Here is a 13,939-nt window from a genome sequence, read left to right as displayed (position 1 = left end):
GGAACAGTTGGGGGGAGGGAGGACCTTGTCGGTGGGAGCCGCGCCGCTTTTCGAGATCAGGCTGACGGGAAGGTCGCTGGATGTCTATCCAGATGTTGGCCCGGTTCGACAGGGAACAGGGGGCGCTGCCCCCGTCTCCCTTCGGTCGACTCCCCCGGGATATTGTTGGCCAGAAGAATCTTGGGCGCGTCGGGGGAGGTTTCGCTTTGATCGGCGCTGTTCTAAGGGTTCGGGATGAATGGGATCGTGATCATCGGCGGCTCGATCGAGGCGTTTTTGCTGGCCAGGGCGGTGCCGGGCGCGCGGGTGATCTTGCCCGCAGCAGAGCGCGTGACGCGGCGTTGGCCTTGTCCTGTCGACATAGGGCCTGTGAGCGCCGATGTGTTGCGGGGCGCGGGTGCCGGCGTGGTGGTCGAGGCGGCGCATCCCTGTGACACGCAGACCGCTTTTGCCACCCATCGCGCCGCACATGCGTTGGATCTGCCGCATCTGCAACTGGTGCGTCCGCCGTGGCGCGCGACGCGCCGTGACCTTTGGGTGCCGTTGCGCGAGGTGCGGCAGGCTGCCGAGGTGATCCCCGACGGGGCGCGCGTATTGGTTGCCACCGGCGGCGAAGCCCTGTCGGGGCTGCGCGCGATGCGGGCAGAGGTGTTGATGCGCCGGATCGGTGAGGTGTCGGGCCCGTTGCCGCTGCGCAGGGGGCGGTTTCTGGCCGGGCAGGGACCGTTCACGATTCATGACGAGATGCGACTGTTGCGCAAGGAACGGATTGACTGGCTGCTGGTCAGCAATGCAGGCGGGACCGGCGGCTGGCCCAAGCTGGCCGCCGCGCGGACCCTGCGCCTGCCTGTTGCCATGATCGACCGCCCCCGCCGCCCCGGCGGACCGCGTGTCCAAACCGTCAAGGAGGCCCTGACATGGCTGAGTGCCCATCCCGTATAGGGCGGGTCATCCGCGGGGATGCCTGCGTGGCCGAGGGCGCGGGCTGGTTGGTCCGAAGTGAGCCGCGCTTTGGTTTGGCCTTGGCGCAGACCGGCCCACTGCCGCTGCGTTTGCGGGAGGACGGTTTCGGCCAATTGTTCAGTGCCATCGTCAGCCAGCAGGTCAGCGTTGCCTCGGCGCGCGCGATCTGGGCCAAGCTGGAGGTCGCCGGAATGGTCACGCCAGAGGCGATCCGGGCCGCCGATCACGACGGCTTGCGCGCGCTTGGTCTGAGCCGTCAGAAGGCGACCTATGCTCAGGCCCTGGCCGAGGCAGGGATCGATTTTGACGGGCTGCGCGAGATGCCCACCGATGAGGTCATCAAGACGCTGGTGGCGGTCAAGGGCATCGGCGTCTGGACTGCCGAGATCTATGCCATGTTCAGCCTTGGCCGGGCGGATGTCTTTGCCCCCGGCGATCTGGCGCTGCAAGAGGCGGCGCGGCTGTTGTTCGATCTGCCTGAGCGGCCCAAGGAAAAGGCGCTGCGACAGATGGCCGAGGCGTGGAGCCCGTGGAGATCGGTTGCGGCGCGGGCGCTCTGGGCCTACTACCACGTTGAAAAAAGCCGGGAGGGTATTGCGTGACACGGGTATTGCAGACAGGCCGGAAAGAGCCGGTTTCAGGGGAATTGCGGTCCTGCGTGGTCTTCCTGCACGGGTATGGCGCGAACGGGGCGGACCTGTTGGGGTTGGCAGACCCTTTGGGCGAACACCTGCCCGATACGTTGTTTGTCTCGCCTGATGCGCCCGAGGCCTGTTCCGGGGCCCCCATGGGATTTCAGTGGTTTCCGATTCCCTGGATTGATGGATCGTCCGAAGAGGAATCCATGGCGGGAATGGCGCGGTCGGTGGATGATCTGAATGCCTTTCTGGACGCGCTGATGGTGGATGAGGATCTGTTGCCCGAACAGGTCGCCTTGCTGGGCTTTTCGCAGGGGACGATGATGAGCCTGCATGTGGGGCCGCGCCGCGAAGAGGAACTGGCGGGGATCGTCGGGTTTTCGGGGCGGCTGCTGGCACCCGAGCTGTTGGCGGATGAGGTGGTCAGCCGCCCGCCGGTCCTGCTGATCCATGGCGATCAGGACGATGTGGTGCCGGTGCAATCGCTGCCGCAGGCGGCGGAGGCCTTGCAGGAGGCGGGCTTCAAGGAAGTTTTTGCCCACATCATGGAGGGCACCGCCCATGGGATTGCCCCTGATGGTCTGGGTGTGGCGCTGGCCTTTTTGCGGGACAAATGCGGGTTCTGACCCAAAGCTGTCCACATGTGGCGGGAAAGGTGACGTAGCGTCTTCAAAGGCTTGCAGAGGCGAATTTACCGTTTGGCAAGGTTTGCGTGCGGGGATTCCGCACTGGGCGCAGGACAATTCCTTGATAGACTGACCGGCATATTCGTTTGTCCGGAGTCGCCTTTTCATGTCCTTTTTCACGTCCAGCGCCCGCCTGACCCTTGCCGCCTGCGTCCTTGCCCTGTCGATATCGGCAGAGGTGCAGGCGCAGGATCTGATGCTTTTCCCGCCAGAGACCTTTGGCCAGATCGTCGTGCCGCAGACGGAGTCCCTGTTGGGGGATATTCAGCTGGAGGCGCAGGTGGGGGCCTACAACAACGAGTTTGTCGCCAGTTACGGCCCGGACTCCGTGTTTGCCCGCACCGGGCGCGCCGTGGGGCTGTTGCAGGTACTGACCAATGTCGGCCATGCGCCCTGCACGGCCTTTCTGGTCGATGGCAACAAACTGGTGACCAACAACCATTGCGTCCCGGGCATCCTTGAAAATCCCAAGATGCGCGCGCGGGGGGCCACATTCATCGCGGCGGTGCAGTTCCACGCCGGGTTCCTGCGCGACGGATTCTCCGATGGGGTGACAACATTTCACGTCAACCCGGTGCCGCTTGAGACCAGCAAAGAGCTGGACTACACGGTGTTGCAGGTGCTGGGCGATGCAAATGCGGAATTCGGCGCGCTGAAACTGACCTCTGCAATGCCGCTGGATCATACGCCCTTTTGGGTGATCGGCCATCCGATGGGCGAGGCGCAGCGCATCAGCCGTGAGAAATGCCAGGCCGACAGCCCCGCCGTCGTTGGCAACCGACTGCATCACCTCTGTGACACCTTGCCGGGAAATTCGGGATCTCCGGTGATTGATGCGGACAGCAAGGCAGTTGTGGCCCTGCATCATGCGGGCAGCCGGGCGGGCGAAAAGAACTATGCGGTGCCCATGGCCGATATTCTGGCCCAGTCAAAGGTTCTGGTGGCCGACAAACCAGCCAGCCCGGTGGCCGCGCCCGATTCCAGCGAATTGGATGCGGCGTTGGCGCTGAGCGACGCGATCCTGAACAATGACGCGGAGGCGCGCATTGCCATGCTGGAAGACCTTTTGCGTGATTTCCCGGGAACTCGGGCGGCATCCCGTGCTGAAACCAAGCTGGCAGAGGACAAAGCCGTTTTGGCCCGGGCCAAGGCCATTGAAGAGGCCGAGCGCGCCCGGATCGCCGCAGAGCAAGAGCAGACCGCCGATCCGAAAGAGGATGGTCCTGCAGATGGCAAAGACGCGGACGAGCCGGTCCCTCCGACAGGCAGCCCGTTTGAGGACTTTTTTAGGGAATACGAAGAACGCCTTGCGGAGCCCAAGGCAGAAGACCCAAAGCCTGTTGAGCTGCCCCCGGCTGAATCGGGCTATATGGGCCTTCGTGTTCAGGACTTGACCGAAGAGATGGCCGAAGCGCTGGATCTGGCCGGGCAACAGGGCGTATTGGTGTCCGACGTGCCCGAAGGACCGTCAAGGACAGCTGGATTGAAAGCTGGCGATGTTATCCTTTCGCTGGACGGGGACCCGTTTGAGGACACGCGGGGTATGGTCCGGATCATGAGCGACCGCAGGCCGGGCGAGCGGATCGCGGTCAGGATTTCGCGCGGCGGGGCGGAAAAGGTGCTGACGCTGGTCCTGACCAAACGGCCCGAAGTCCCGTAGCTCCAGCCGCCTTGCTGCGGGCCTGCGTGCGGGCGATGTGCTATGATGGGGCAGGGGCCGGGGTGTTCCGGCCCGTCACGCGGGAGGCCCTGCCATGATCATGCGTATCTTTCAGGTTGTAACGCGCCCCGGCAAAGAGGCGGAATTCAGCAAGTTCTTTCACGAGGTGGCGATTCCCCTGATGAAGAGGACAGAGGGAATCGTCGATGTGTTTCCCGGCGCCGCGCGGCCCGAGAGTCCGCGCGCGTTTGCCTTTGTGATGATCTGGCGTGATCTGGATGCGCTCAAGTCCTTTGTCGGTGAGGATTACACCACGCCGCATGTCGACCCCGCCGAGGAGGCGCTCGTCGAACACCGGCTGATCCGGCATTACGATCTGGTGCCGGGCTGATCACCTGCTCTGCTTGTGGATACCGTAATCCCGTTTGTCACATGCCCTTTACCTAGGCAGGCTAAGCCTCTGTCTGACCACTTCATCTTGCGGGACTTGCCAGAGCGCAAACGCGAGATATAGTGTTTTCAAGCTGGGGCGGGTTCCCCGCTCTGGCGCTTGATGAACAGGCAGACCGGGCAGAGGGCGAGTCTCTCATGAATAGCGAGTTCAGAACCAATTTCGTGCGCGAACCGGGCGCGCTCAAGCATCACCCTGCGTTGGTGCTGAACGCGGACTATCGTCCGCTGTCCTACTATCCGCTCAGCCTGTGGACCTGGCAGGACGCCATCAAGGCGGCCTTTCTGGACCGGGTCGATATTGTCGCCGAATATGACGAGGTGGTGCGCAGCCCCAGCATGACGCTGAGGATACCCAGCGTGGTGGTGCTGAAAGATTTCGTCAAACCTCAGAAGCGCGTGGCCTTCACGCGCTTCAATCTTTTTCTGCGGGACGAATTTCACTGTCAGTACTGCGGGGCCAAGGCCGAACTGACCTTTGACCATGTGATTCCGCGCGCGGCGGGGGGCATCACCAGCTGGGAAAACGTGGTGGCGGCCTGTGCGCCGTGCAACTTGCGCAAAGGCTCCAAAAGCCTGCGGCAGGTGGGAATGGCGCTGCGCAAACCGCCGCGCCAGCCCTCTGCCGGGGAGCTGTTGAACATGGGGCGGCGATTCCCGCCCAACCACCTGCACGACAGCTGGCTGGACTTTCTGTATTGGGATGCCGTGCTGGAGGCGTGATCTGGTCCGTCGCATGGGCGATGCCGGGGACGCAGTGCCGGTCCGACCGGGGCTATCGCGCCTTGGCGAGCCGCGAGCGCGCCGGGGGCGCGGCGGTCGAATGCCGCGTCAGTCCAGCGCCTGAAAGCAGAACCGATTGCCAGAGCCGCTGTTGAGCGTGCAGGTGGGGCGCGGTGCGCCCTGAACCGGCTGTCCGGGCCAGTAGCTGATCCCGCCGGAATTGCCATTCACCCGAATCGTGCCGCCCTGGTACTCCAGCAAGGTCCGCGCGCCGGATGGCCAGAAATGGGTGTCGGTCATGCCGCCATCGCCCGTGGCCTGTCGCGCGCGCGTGCAGGGATCGCTGTCGGTGAGCCGGTCCGCACTATCGAAGACGGTGCATGTGCCAGAGGTGTTCAGGACGCGGGCCTGTCCATCGCGGGGCAGGGCGTCCAGCGGCAGTACTCCGGGCCATGCCATGAAATTCTGCAGGAACCCGAAAGAGACAGGCGGTTCCGCGTCGCGCACGTTTGCCGTGGCCCAGACAGAGGTGCGGACCAAGGGGGCGGTGCCCCAAAAGCTGCCGGCAATGCCGTCGTTGTTGTTCGGATTCTCCGCCCTTACGACACAGGCCCCCGCCGCCTCCTGCCCGAAGGCACGATAGCTATAGCCTTGGTCGCCAAGGCGTTCCACAGGCTCGTTCATGCCGCTCAGGGCGTTTGGCCAGACTTCTGGATCGCTGGTCATGCGGTCCAATGCCGACAGGTAGAGATTGCCGCAGGCGGTGCGGATGACCGCGTCAGTCACACTGGACGGGCTGTCGACGCCCAGTACGGCAATGCCCCAACGCGCGGCCTGTTCGACCGTTGTGACGTAGAACATGTCTTCGGCCGGGGTGGCGTGCATCCGCGCCGCCAGCGAGGGAGAAAAGCGAAAGCGGACGAGGTTGCGAAAGATCAGTTCCGTCACCGACACCGAAACCCTGTAGGCGCGTTCGACGGTATCGGCGTCATAGCGGCCCTCTGCCACGGTCAGACTGGGGGCGTGAAACCCCAGCTTTCCGCCGACATGCAAGAAGCGGTTCACCGACAGGCCAAAATCGGTCTCGGTCGAATGGCTGCCCGCCATGAAGACCAGCGCGCAGGCGCTCTCGCAGCGCGCGCCGTCCCGGACCACCGTGCCAAGGTGGCCGTGTACAACGTCGATCAGGTCCATTGCCTCGCTCAGGGACCCGCCCGGGCTGTCGAGGCAAAGATGCAAGGGTTGGTAGATGCCGAAGTTCGGTCTGCCGTCGTCGAGATCCGCATTGACGTAGATCGTGCCGTCGTACCGCGGCAGGCTGGCCGCCTCTTCGATGGCCGCGCGCAGTCGGGTGGCATCCCCCGGCTCTATCCTGCCGCTCAATTCGACAAGGCATCCGTAGGCCGGGTCGTCGGTCAGGCCAATACGCGCCGCACTGGCGGCGACGGGCATCAGCAATGTGCAAAGCGCAAGTATGAGCGGGCGGCGCATGACGTGTCCTTCCGGGATGGGTGGCAACATCAAAGCAAATGCGCCCCCGCAACGCGAGCCTTTTCCGGCTGGGGCTGGACCGGATCCGGTTGCAGACGTCCTGGGATCTTGCGAGGCATTCCAATCCCCGCAGATGTCGTCTTGCACAGGGGGCGGCCACAGCGCAGAATGAACGCGGGGAAACAATCAAATGAGGGACAGAAAATGCGCCAGACTTGGATTGCGGCCTGCGCCTGTGCGGCACTTGCAGCGGCCTGCGCGCAGACCGAAGAGACCGAAGTTTATGTACAGCCGGAATTCGACAAGTTCGGCAACGTGGTGAACGGGGCGATCATTGGCGACAATTTTGTCCTGGCGGACGGAACCATTGCGGGCCCGGTCAGCCCGGACGTGGCAGCGGCCAACCGCACCCAGACGCGTGACCTGACACAGGCCCAGCAACAGGTGCAGGACCAACAACAGACCCAGCAGCAAAGACGCGGCAACTGACGCCGGTCCCGGCATCGTGCCGGGGCACCCTTGGCAAAACGTAAAAGGCCCCGCATGTGCGGGGCCTTTTACGTTCCAGAGACTGCGCTTGGAAATCAGTCGTTGTTGCTGGTCGCGGCGGCGGCGGGCGCGGCCTGCTGCGCACCGGGTTGTTGCACCGGACGTTTGCCGCCGTTGAGCGGATCGTCCTGACGCTGCACAGAACCCTCGAAATGCGCACCGGATTCGATGGCGATGGTCTTGTGGATGATGTCACCCTCGACGCGCGCGGTGGCGGTCAGGCGGACCTTCAGGCCACGGACGCGGCCCACGATACGACCGTTTACAACCACATCGTCAGCGACAACTTCGCCTTTGATGGTGGCGCTTTCGCCGATGGTCAGCAGGTGGGCGCGAATGTCGCCCTCTACCGTGCCCTCGACCTGAATGTCGCCGGTCGTCTTGAGATTGCCGGTCACATGCAGGTCAGCGGACAGGACAGAGGCCGGCGGCTTCGCCTTTGGCGTCGCGGCGGGCTTGTAATCCCCTGCGGAGGCTTTCGAAGGCTCAGGCATGGCCGGTTTCGACACGTCGTCGGCCTTGTGGCCGGGCTCATTGATCTTGCTCTTAGAAAACATCGTTCGCAGCCTTGATATAGATCATCGGATTGACGGGTTTGCCACCGACTCGGACTTCGTAATGGAGATGGGTCCCGGTCGATCGACCAGTGTTTCCCATATCACCGATCCGCTGCCCGCGCGAGACCCTATCCCCGACTTTCACGCGGATTTTGGACATATGCGCATAACGTGTCTCGATGCCGAATTCATGCTGGATCTTGACCAGCCGCCCATACCCCGACTGCCAGTCGGCGTGGATCACGACGCCATCGGCTGTGGAATAGATCGGCGTGCCGTGCGGGGCGGCAAAATCGGTGCCTGCGTGCAGACGGCCCCAGCGATAGCCGAACCCCGAGGTAAAGCGGAACGCATCCTTGAGCGGCGAGGCGAACGGCGCCTTTTGCGCGGCGATCCGGTACAGGTTCAGCCGGTCCATCTGGTTGAGAATGCGGTTGGCGCGCAGCGTGTCGGGGGAGGGGGCATCATCGCCCTTGGTCGAGAAGGACAGCGGTGTCAGCGGGCCGCCCTGACCGGAGTAACCCTTGCGGACCTCGTCCAGAATGCGGTCCGGGTTCATCCCGGCCTTTTCGAACATCTTGTCCAGCGGCAGCACGGAGACGGTCATCGCCTCTTCGAGCTGGCGGAAGATGCGGTCGTTCTTGTCTTCGAGTGTTTCGATGGCGGCCTGCATCTCTGCGGCGCGGATCAGCGACAGCTGGGCGTCGGCGATGACCTGATCGCGTTCCTCTGCGACGCGGGACAGGGCGTCGGTCAGCAGGTTCACGGTGGCGTCATCGCCGCTGGCGCGGGCCACGGCAACCTCACCCTTGAGGTCGGATTCCAGTTCGACCAGCCGCTTGGTGGCATCCTCACGGGATTTCATGACGTCGCGCAGCGTGGCCTGGATCACGTCGATCCCGGTTTCCAGCTCGCGGCGGTGCGCCTCGGAGTCGAGCAGTTCGGTCTGCATGACCGAGACCTGACGAAGGGCTGCGGAAAAGCGGTCCTGCGCGGCCAGTGCCTCTGCGGTGCGGGCGTCGCGTTCGGCCGACAGCGCGTTGAGGCGCTGTTGATACGTCAGCTGTTCCCGTTTGGCCTGTTCGCGGAAATTTCCGGCCCCGATCGAATCCATCAGCAGGATCGCGGTGGCCACGATGGTCCAGCCCATCAGCACGGTGAGGCCGGTGAAAGCCACGGCCTGCGTTTCGGACCGAAGGCGGATGAACCGCGTATCGGTGTCGGATCTCAAAAAGAGCCGGCGTTCTGGAAAAAAGCGCTCAACAAGCGCATGTAATCTGATCGTCAGACGTGATCTCACCCGACTGTCCCCTAGTCCCGTCCCATACAAGGTGCTCGCTGTCCCCACAGAACGGCACCCTGTCGACGGGCTTACCCCAGCCATTCGTCACTCCGCAAGAATTTTAGCCATGCGATTCGGTCGCACCGGCGGGAAGGGGCCGAAATGGCAAAAAACCGCCTATTCAACGGGTTCTAGGCGGGGTCTGATCCGCGAGCGGCCAATAGAAGTCCGGTGGCAGCCCCGCTTCGGCGCGTTTTTCATCGTTGAATGGGGGTTTGAGCGCGCCTTTGAAGTAGCGTCTGACAAGATCGTGAAACACAACAATTGGGTCCGTGTCGTGCCTGCCACACAAGAAGTGGAACCATTTTGACCCATAGGCCACATGGCTGACCTCTTCGGCATAGATCGTTTCAAGGGCTGTTACCGCGCTTGTGACACCTGCCTTGCGAAAGATCCCGATCATGCCGGGAGTGACGTCCAGACCGCGCGCCTCGAGCACCATCGGGACCACGGCGAGCCTGCCCATCAAATCATCAACTGTGTCTTCTGCGGCACGCCACATGCCCGCGTGGGCGGGCAGGGCGCCGTAGAAACTGTCCATCTCTTCCAGACAATCACACATCAGGTTGAAGTGTTTGCTCTCATCATCCGCCGCTCTGACCCAGTCGTCATAGAACCCGGCGGGCATCGGCGTCGCGGCAAAGCGCGGGATGATGTCCCAATGCAGATCGACGGCGTTCAGTTCGATATGCGCGACGGCATGCAGCAGGGCGATGCGGCCCTGCGGGCTGCCGGGTTTGCGTTTGGGCACGTCGCGCGGGTTCAGCAGCTCCGGTTGTTCGGGCCGCGCGGGGCGGAGCGGCGGGTCGGCCCGCCCGACGGGAATCGGCGTGCCCGCGTCGCGTGCGGCAAACCATTGCGCCGCGTAGGCCCGTGACTTGGCGGTTTTCTGCCGGCCATCGGCGGTGGTCAGAACGTCCACCGCCATCTCGCAAAGGCTCATGGTCATGCGGCGTCCCTCTTGTTTGGTCGGGCTGTCAAATGTCCCCGGGGGTATGAGGGCCGGGGCCGCAGGGCGCAAGGCCCCGCACGCCGCCAACGATCACAGGGCGCGCGCCGCCTCCAGCACTGCTTCGGCATGGCCTGGCACCTTGACCTTGCGCCACTCCTGCGCGATCCGGCCGTCGGCACCGATCAGGAAAGTGGACCGCTCGATGCCCCAGAAGGTCTTGCCGTACATGGATTTTTCCTTCCACACGCCCAGATTTTCGGACAGGTCGGACCCCTCGTCAGAGATCAGCGGCACGGTCAGGTTCTTCTTGGCCATGAACTTTTCATGGCTGGCAATCGAATCCTTGGAGATGCCGTAGACCTTGACCCCCAGCGCCTCGAACTGTGGCAGGAGGGCGGTGAAGGCCTCATTCTCCTTGGTGCAGCCAGAGGTGTCATCGCGCGGGTAGAAGAACAGCACAAACGGCGTCCCCTTGAGGGCGGCGGATGAGACGTCACCGGCGGTCGAGGGCAGGGTAAATTCCGGTGCGGCGGTCGCGGCGGTGTCGGACATGGATATCTCCTTTGTTTCGGTGCGCTAAGATGTGTCATAGAGCTACGCCAAGAGAGAGTAAGACAGAAGATGCGGGCTTCCAGTGAGCGGTGATGCAAAAACTCCGACCCCGACGCCCCGGCGACGTCGGCGGCGCGGTCGTGCCGTTCTGGTCATTCTTCTGGCGCTGATCGCTGCGATTGGCATTTCGGGGTACATGATGATCGGGCGCCCGGTGGACGCGCCTGCCTGGGTCCGGGAGCGGATCGAGGCGCGCATCGCCCAGTGCCTGCCGGGCATCCGGGTCGATTTTGGCCGCATGAGCCTGCTGGTGCAACGGTCCGGGCTGGCGCGGATCATCCTGTGGGACGTGGACATCCGCAATCAGAACGGCGCGCCGGTGGCGCAGTTGTCGGACATCGAGGCCGGGATCTCGCCACGGGCGCTGCTGAGCGGCAAGGTCGTGCTGCGCGAGGCGCAGGTCTCTGGCGCGTTTGTCACCCTGCGGCGCGACCGCGACGGGCGGTTGGGTCTGGCGCTTGGCGATGCCTTTGCCGAAGGCGCCGACATGCCGGACATTGCCCAGATCATCGGGCAGATCGACACCATCATGGCCGACCCCAAGCTGGCGCAGCTGGAGGTGTTCGAGGCGGACGCCCTGACCCTGCGCTATGAGGATCAGCGCGCGCGGCGCGGCTGGACCGCCGATGGCGGGCGGCTGCGGCTGGCGCGGGAGGACGGCATCTTGCGGGCAACCGGCGATGTGGCGCTGCTGTCGGGCGGCGACGGGGTCGCCACGGTCGAGGTCGAGGCGCACAGCCCGATCGGGGCGCAGAGCCTTGATTTCAGTATCCTCCTACACGGGCTGGCGTCGCGCGACATTGCCACGCAAAGCCCGGCGCTGGCCTGGCTCAAGGAGTTGGATGCGCCGATTTCGGGCGCGCTGCGCTCGGCCCTGGACGAAAACGGCATGTTGCAGCCGCTGGAGGCGTCATTACAGATCGGCGCGGGGGCGCTGCAACCCACCGCCGCCACCCGCGCGCTGCCGTTTGACGCGGCAGAGACCGCCTTTACCTATCGCCCCGACGAGGGGGTTCTGCGGTTTCAGCGCATTCAACTGACCTCTCCGCTGGGCACCGTGACCGCCGCCGGAACCGCTCGTCTGAACGGGATCGAGACCGGCTGGCCGCGCGGGCTGACCGGGCAGTTTCTGTTGACCGACATGTCACTGGCCGAGGGGGCGCTGCTGGAGCGCCCGATTGCACTGTCAGGGGCCGAGATGGCCTTCAAGATCCGGCTGGAACCGTTCCAGATGACCCTGGGAGAGCTGCGGGTGACCGACCCGGCCTACCCGTTGCGGGCCTCGGGGCGGTTGTCGGCGGAACGCGCAGGCTGGCAACTGGCGCTGGACGCCCATGCCGCCCAAACGACCCCGGAACAGGTGCTGAGTTTTTGGCCCGCCGACCGTTTTCCGGGGGTGCGGCGCTGGATCACCAACAACGTCAAAAGCGGCCAGATCGAGGATGTGCATTTTGCGTTGCGCGCCGCGCCGGATGAGGCGATGCCGCAAACCTACCTTGATCTGGGCTTTTCCGACGGCACTGCCACCTTCAACCCGCGCCTGCCCGGCCTGACCGGGGCGGCGGGGCGGCTGACGCTGCATGACAACCGGCTTGGCCTGCGGCTGGAGGCGGGGACCACCGATGCCGGGCGCGGACCGATCGACATCACAGGGAGCGAATTTGTCATCGCCGACCTGCGCGCACAACCGCCGGTCGGAGAGGTCCGTCTGCAGGCCGCTGGCGGTGTCACCGCCGCGCTGGCCTATCTCAACAACGAGGCCTGGCGGCTGATCGACAAGGCCGACCGGACCGTCGACATGGCCAGCGGTCGGGCGCAGGTGTCGGGGCGCATCGCGCTGCCGCTGAAGGAGGGGCTGACGCTGGATCAGGTGGTGCTGGACCTGTCCGGCACGCTGCGCGACATTGATGCGCCCACCGCGATCCCCGGCAAGCCGCTGACCGCCGACCGGCTGGAGTTGAGCGTCACCAATGCCGCCGTGGCGCTGGAGGGCGCGGTGCTGGTGGACGGTGTCCCGGCCAAGGGCCGCTGGGCGCGCCCCTTGCAAGGCAGCGGCGGCGAGGTTGACGCAGAGGTGACGCTGACCGCGCAGAGCATCGCCGCGCTTGGCATCGGGCTGCCGCCGGACAGCGTGCGCGGGCGCGGCATGGGGCGGTTGCGCATCGATATGCCGCGCGGCGCGCCAGCCCGGTTTGAGCTGACCAGCAATCTGGACGGGCTGGGCCTGTCGTTGCCGCAGATCGGCTGGGATCTGACCCCCGCCGCGCGGGGCAATTTCAGCGTCGCGGGCCTGTTGGGCGAGGTGCCGACCATCGAACGCCTGGCGCTGTCGGGGGCGGGACTGGATGCACAGGGGCGGGTTCTGCTGGATCGCTCCGGCGGGTTCGACCGGCTGGAGCTGTCGCGGATCACGGTCGGCGACTGGCTGGATGTCAGCGGGCGGCTGGTGGCGCGCGCGGGCGGCATTCCGGGGATCGAGGTGGACAAGGGCCGGATCGACATGCGCAGCGCGCCGTTCACCTCCAGTTCCGGCACCGATGGCGGGGCCGGTCCGGGCGGCGGGGGCGCACCTCTGGCGCTGACGCTGGACACACTGCGGCTGACCGACAGCATCGTGTTTGAAGAGTTCCGCGCCGATTTTGATACCACGCGGGGGCTGAACGGCGCCTTTACCGCCAAGCTGGGCGGGCGTGCGCCGGTCAAAGGCGTGGCCGTACCGCAAAACGGCGGCACCGCCTTTCGCATCACCGCCGAGGACGCGGGCGAGGTGCTGCGTGCGGCGGATATGCTCAAGACCGTGCGCGACGGCGCGTTCCGGCTGGATCTGGCGCCGGTGCGGGGCAAGCCCGGCACCTATGACGGCATGATGACGATCAAGGGCACGCGGCTGCGCAAAGCGCCCGCCATTGCCGCCCTGCTGGATGCGGTCAGCATCGTGGGGATGCTGGACCAGCTGAACGGTCCGGGGATCTTTTTCTCGGACGTCGAGGCGCGGTTTCGCCTGACGCCCAGCCGCGTGGTGATCAGCCGGTCCAGCGCCGTGGGGCCGTCGATGGGGATCTCGCTGGACGGCTATTACGATCTGGCAAGCGGGCGCATGGATTTGCAGGGCGTGCTGTCGCCGATCTATCTGGTGAACGGCATCGGGCGGCTGATCTCGCGGCAGGGTGAGGGGCTGATTGGCTTCAACTTCAACCTGCGCGGCACGGTCGAAAAGCCGCGTGTTCTGGTCAACCCGCTTTCGGCCTTCACTCCGGGTATGTTCCGTGACATCTTTCGGCGGCCGCCGCCCAAGCTGTCACAATGATCCCAACGG

The 13,939-nt window shown here is 64.8% G+C and carries 13 protein-coding genes; 8 read left to right on the top strand and 5 right to left on the bottom strand.

Annotation, left to right across the window (positions count from 1 at the left end; translation table 11 throughout):
• The first annotated feature begins 234 nt into the window (after positions 1-234).
• The 6 genes from CHB90_RS00170 (at position 235) to CHB90_RS00145 (ending at position 5,120) form a co-directional block, all read left to right on the top strand.
• Positions 235-942 (top strand): precorrin-6A/cobalt-precorrin-6A reductase, encoded by a 708-nt coding sequence (locus tag CHB90_RS00170; protein WP_089275797.1) that lies wholly within the window; start codon positions 235-237, stop codon positions 940-942.
• Positions 918-1,565 carry a DNA-3-methyladenine glycosylase family protein gene (locus CHB90_RS00165; RefSeq protein ID WP_089275796.1) on the top strand — a complete coding sequence of 216 codons (648 nt, stop codon included), beginning with the start codon at positions 918-920 and terminating at the stop codon, positions 1,563-1,565. The genes CHB90_RS00170 and CHB90_RS00165 overlap by 25 nt, the downstream gene beginning before the upstream one ends.
• Positions 1,562-2,227, top strand: coding sequence for an alpha/beta hydrolase (locus CHB90_RS00160; RefSeq protein WP_089275795.1), 666 nt, complete (start codon positions 1,562-1,564; stop codon positions 2,225-2,227). Before CHB90_RS00165 ends, CHB90_RS00160 begins: the two co-directional genes overlap by 4 nt.
• Positions 2,228-2,393: 166 nt before the next feature.
• Positions 2,394-3,947, top strand: a complete 1,554-nt coding sequence (locus tag CHB90_RS00155) for a trypsin-like peptidase domain-containing protein (RefSeq protein WP_089275794.1) — start codon at positions 2,394-2,396, stop codon at positions 3,945-3,947.
• A gap of 94 nt (positions 3,948-4,041) precedes the next feature.
• Entirely contained in the window at positions 4,042-4,338 is a 297-nt protein-coding gene (locus CHB90_RS00150; protein ID WP_089275793.1) for a putative quinol monooxygenase, read from the top strand.
• 197 nt (positions 4,339-4,535) lie between these two features.
• On the top strand, positions 4,536-5,120 hold the full coding sequence (locus CHB90_RS00145; RefSeq protein ID WP_089275995.1) for an HNH endonuclease: 585 nt from the start codon (positions 4,536-4,538) through the stop codon (positions 5,118-5,120).
• Between the two features lie 108 nt (positions 5,121-5,228).
• On the opposite strand, the gene CHB90_RS00140 is transcribed toward CHB90_RS00145, so the two are convergent.
• On the bottom strand, positions 5,229-6,611 hold the full coding sequence (locus CHB90_RS00140; RefSeq protein ID WP_089275792.1) for a COG3904 family protein: 1,383 nt from the start codon (positions 6,609-6,611) through the stop codon (positions 5,229-5,231).
• A 204-nt stretch (positions 6,612-6,815) separates the two neighbouring features.
• Between CHB90_RS00140 and CHB90_RS00135 the strand changes: the two genes are divergently transcribed.
• The gene (locus CHB90_RS00135) at positions 6,816-7,100 is read left to right on the top strand and encodes a hypothetical protein (protein ID WP_089275791.1); all 285 of its coding nucleotides are present in this window, start codon (positions 6,816-6,818) and stop codon (positions 7,098-7,100) included.
• A 95-nt stretch (positions 7,101-7,195) separates the two neighbouring features.
• Here CHB90_RS00135 and CHB90_RS00130 read toward each other — a convergent pair whose 3' ends face one another.
• The 4 genes from CHB90_RS00130 to CHB90_RS00115 form a co-directional block, all read right to left on the bottom strand.
• Positions 7,196-7,717: a bactofilin family protein gene (locus CHB90_RS00130; protein WP_089275790.1), complete on the bottom strand. Its 522-nt coding sequence runs from the start codon at positions 7,715-7,717 to the stop codon at positions 7,196-7,198.
• A complete protein-coding gene (locus tag CHB90_RS00125) occupies positions 7,707-9,017 on the bottom strand; it encodes a M23 family metallopeptidase (RefSeq protein ID WP_089275789.1) in 1,311 nt (436 codons plus the stop codon). Before CHB90_RS00125 ends, CHB90_RS00130 begins: the two co-directional genes overlap by 11 nt.
• A gap of 163 nt (positions 9,018-9,180) precedes the next feature.
• On the bottom strand, positions 9,181-10,008 hold the full coding sequence (locus tag CHB90_RS00120; protein ID WP_089275788.1) for a ferritin-like domain-containing protein: 828 nt from the start codon (positions 10,006-10,008) through the stop codon (positions 9,181-9,183).
• 93 nt (positions 10,009-10,101) lie between these two features.
• Positions 10,102-10,563, bottom strand: coding sequence for a peroxiredoxin (locus CHB90_RS00115; RefSeq protein ID WP_089275787.1), 462 nt, complete (start codon positions 10,561-10,563; stop codon positions 10,102-10,104).
• Positions 10,564-10,645: 82 nt separating this feature from the next.
• Here CHB90_RS00115 and CHB90_RS00110 point away from each other — a divergent pair, with 82 nt between their 5' ends.
• Positions 10,646-13,930: a YhdP family protein gene (locus CHB90_RS00110; RefSeq protein ID WP_089275786.1), complete on the top strand. Its 3,285-nt coding sequence runs from the start codon at positions 10,646-10,648 to the stop codon at positions 13,928-13,930.
• Positions 13,931-13,939: the final 9 nt, after the last annotated feature.

The sequence above is a fragment of the Antarctobacter heliothermus genome (genome assembly GCF_900188425.1).
GTDB lineage: Bacteria > Pseudomonadota > Alphaproteobacteria > Rhodobacterales > Rhodobacteraceae > Antarctobacter > Antarctobacter heliothermus.
This window is presented reverse-complemented; position numbering and strand designations above follow the sequence as displayed.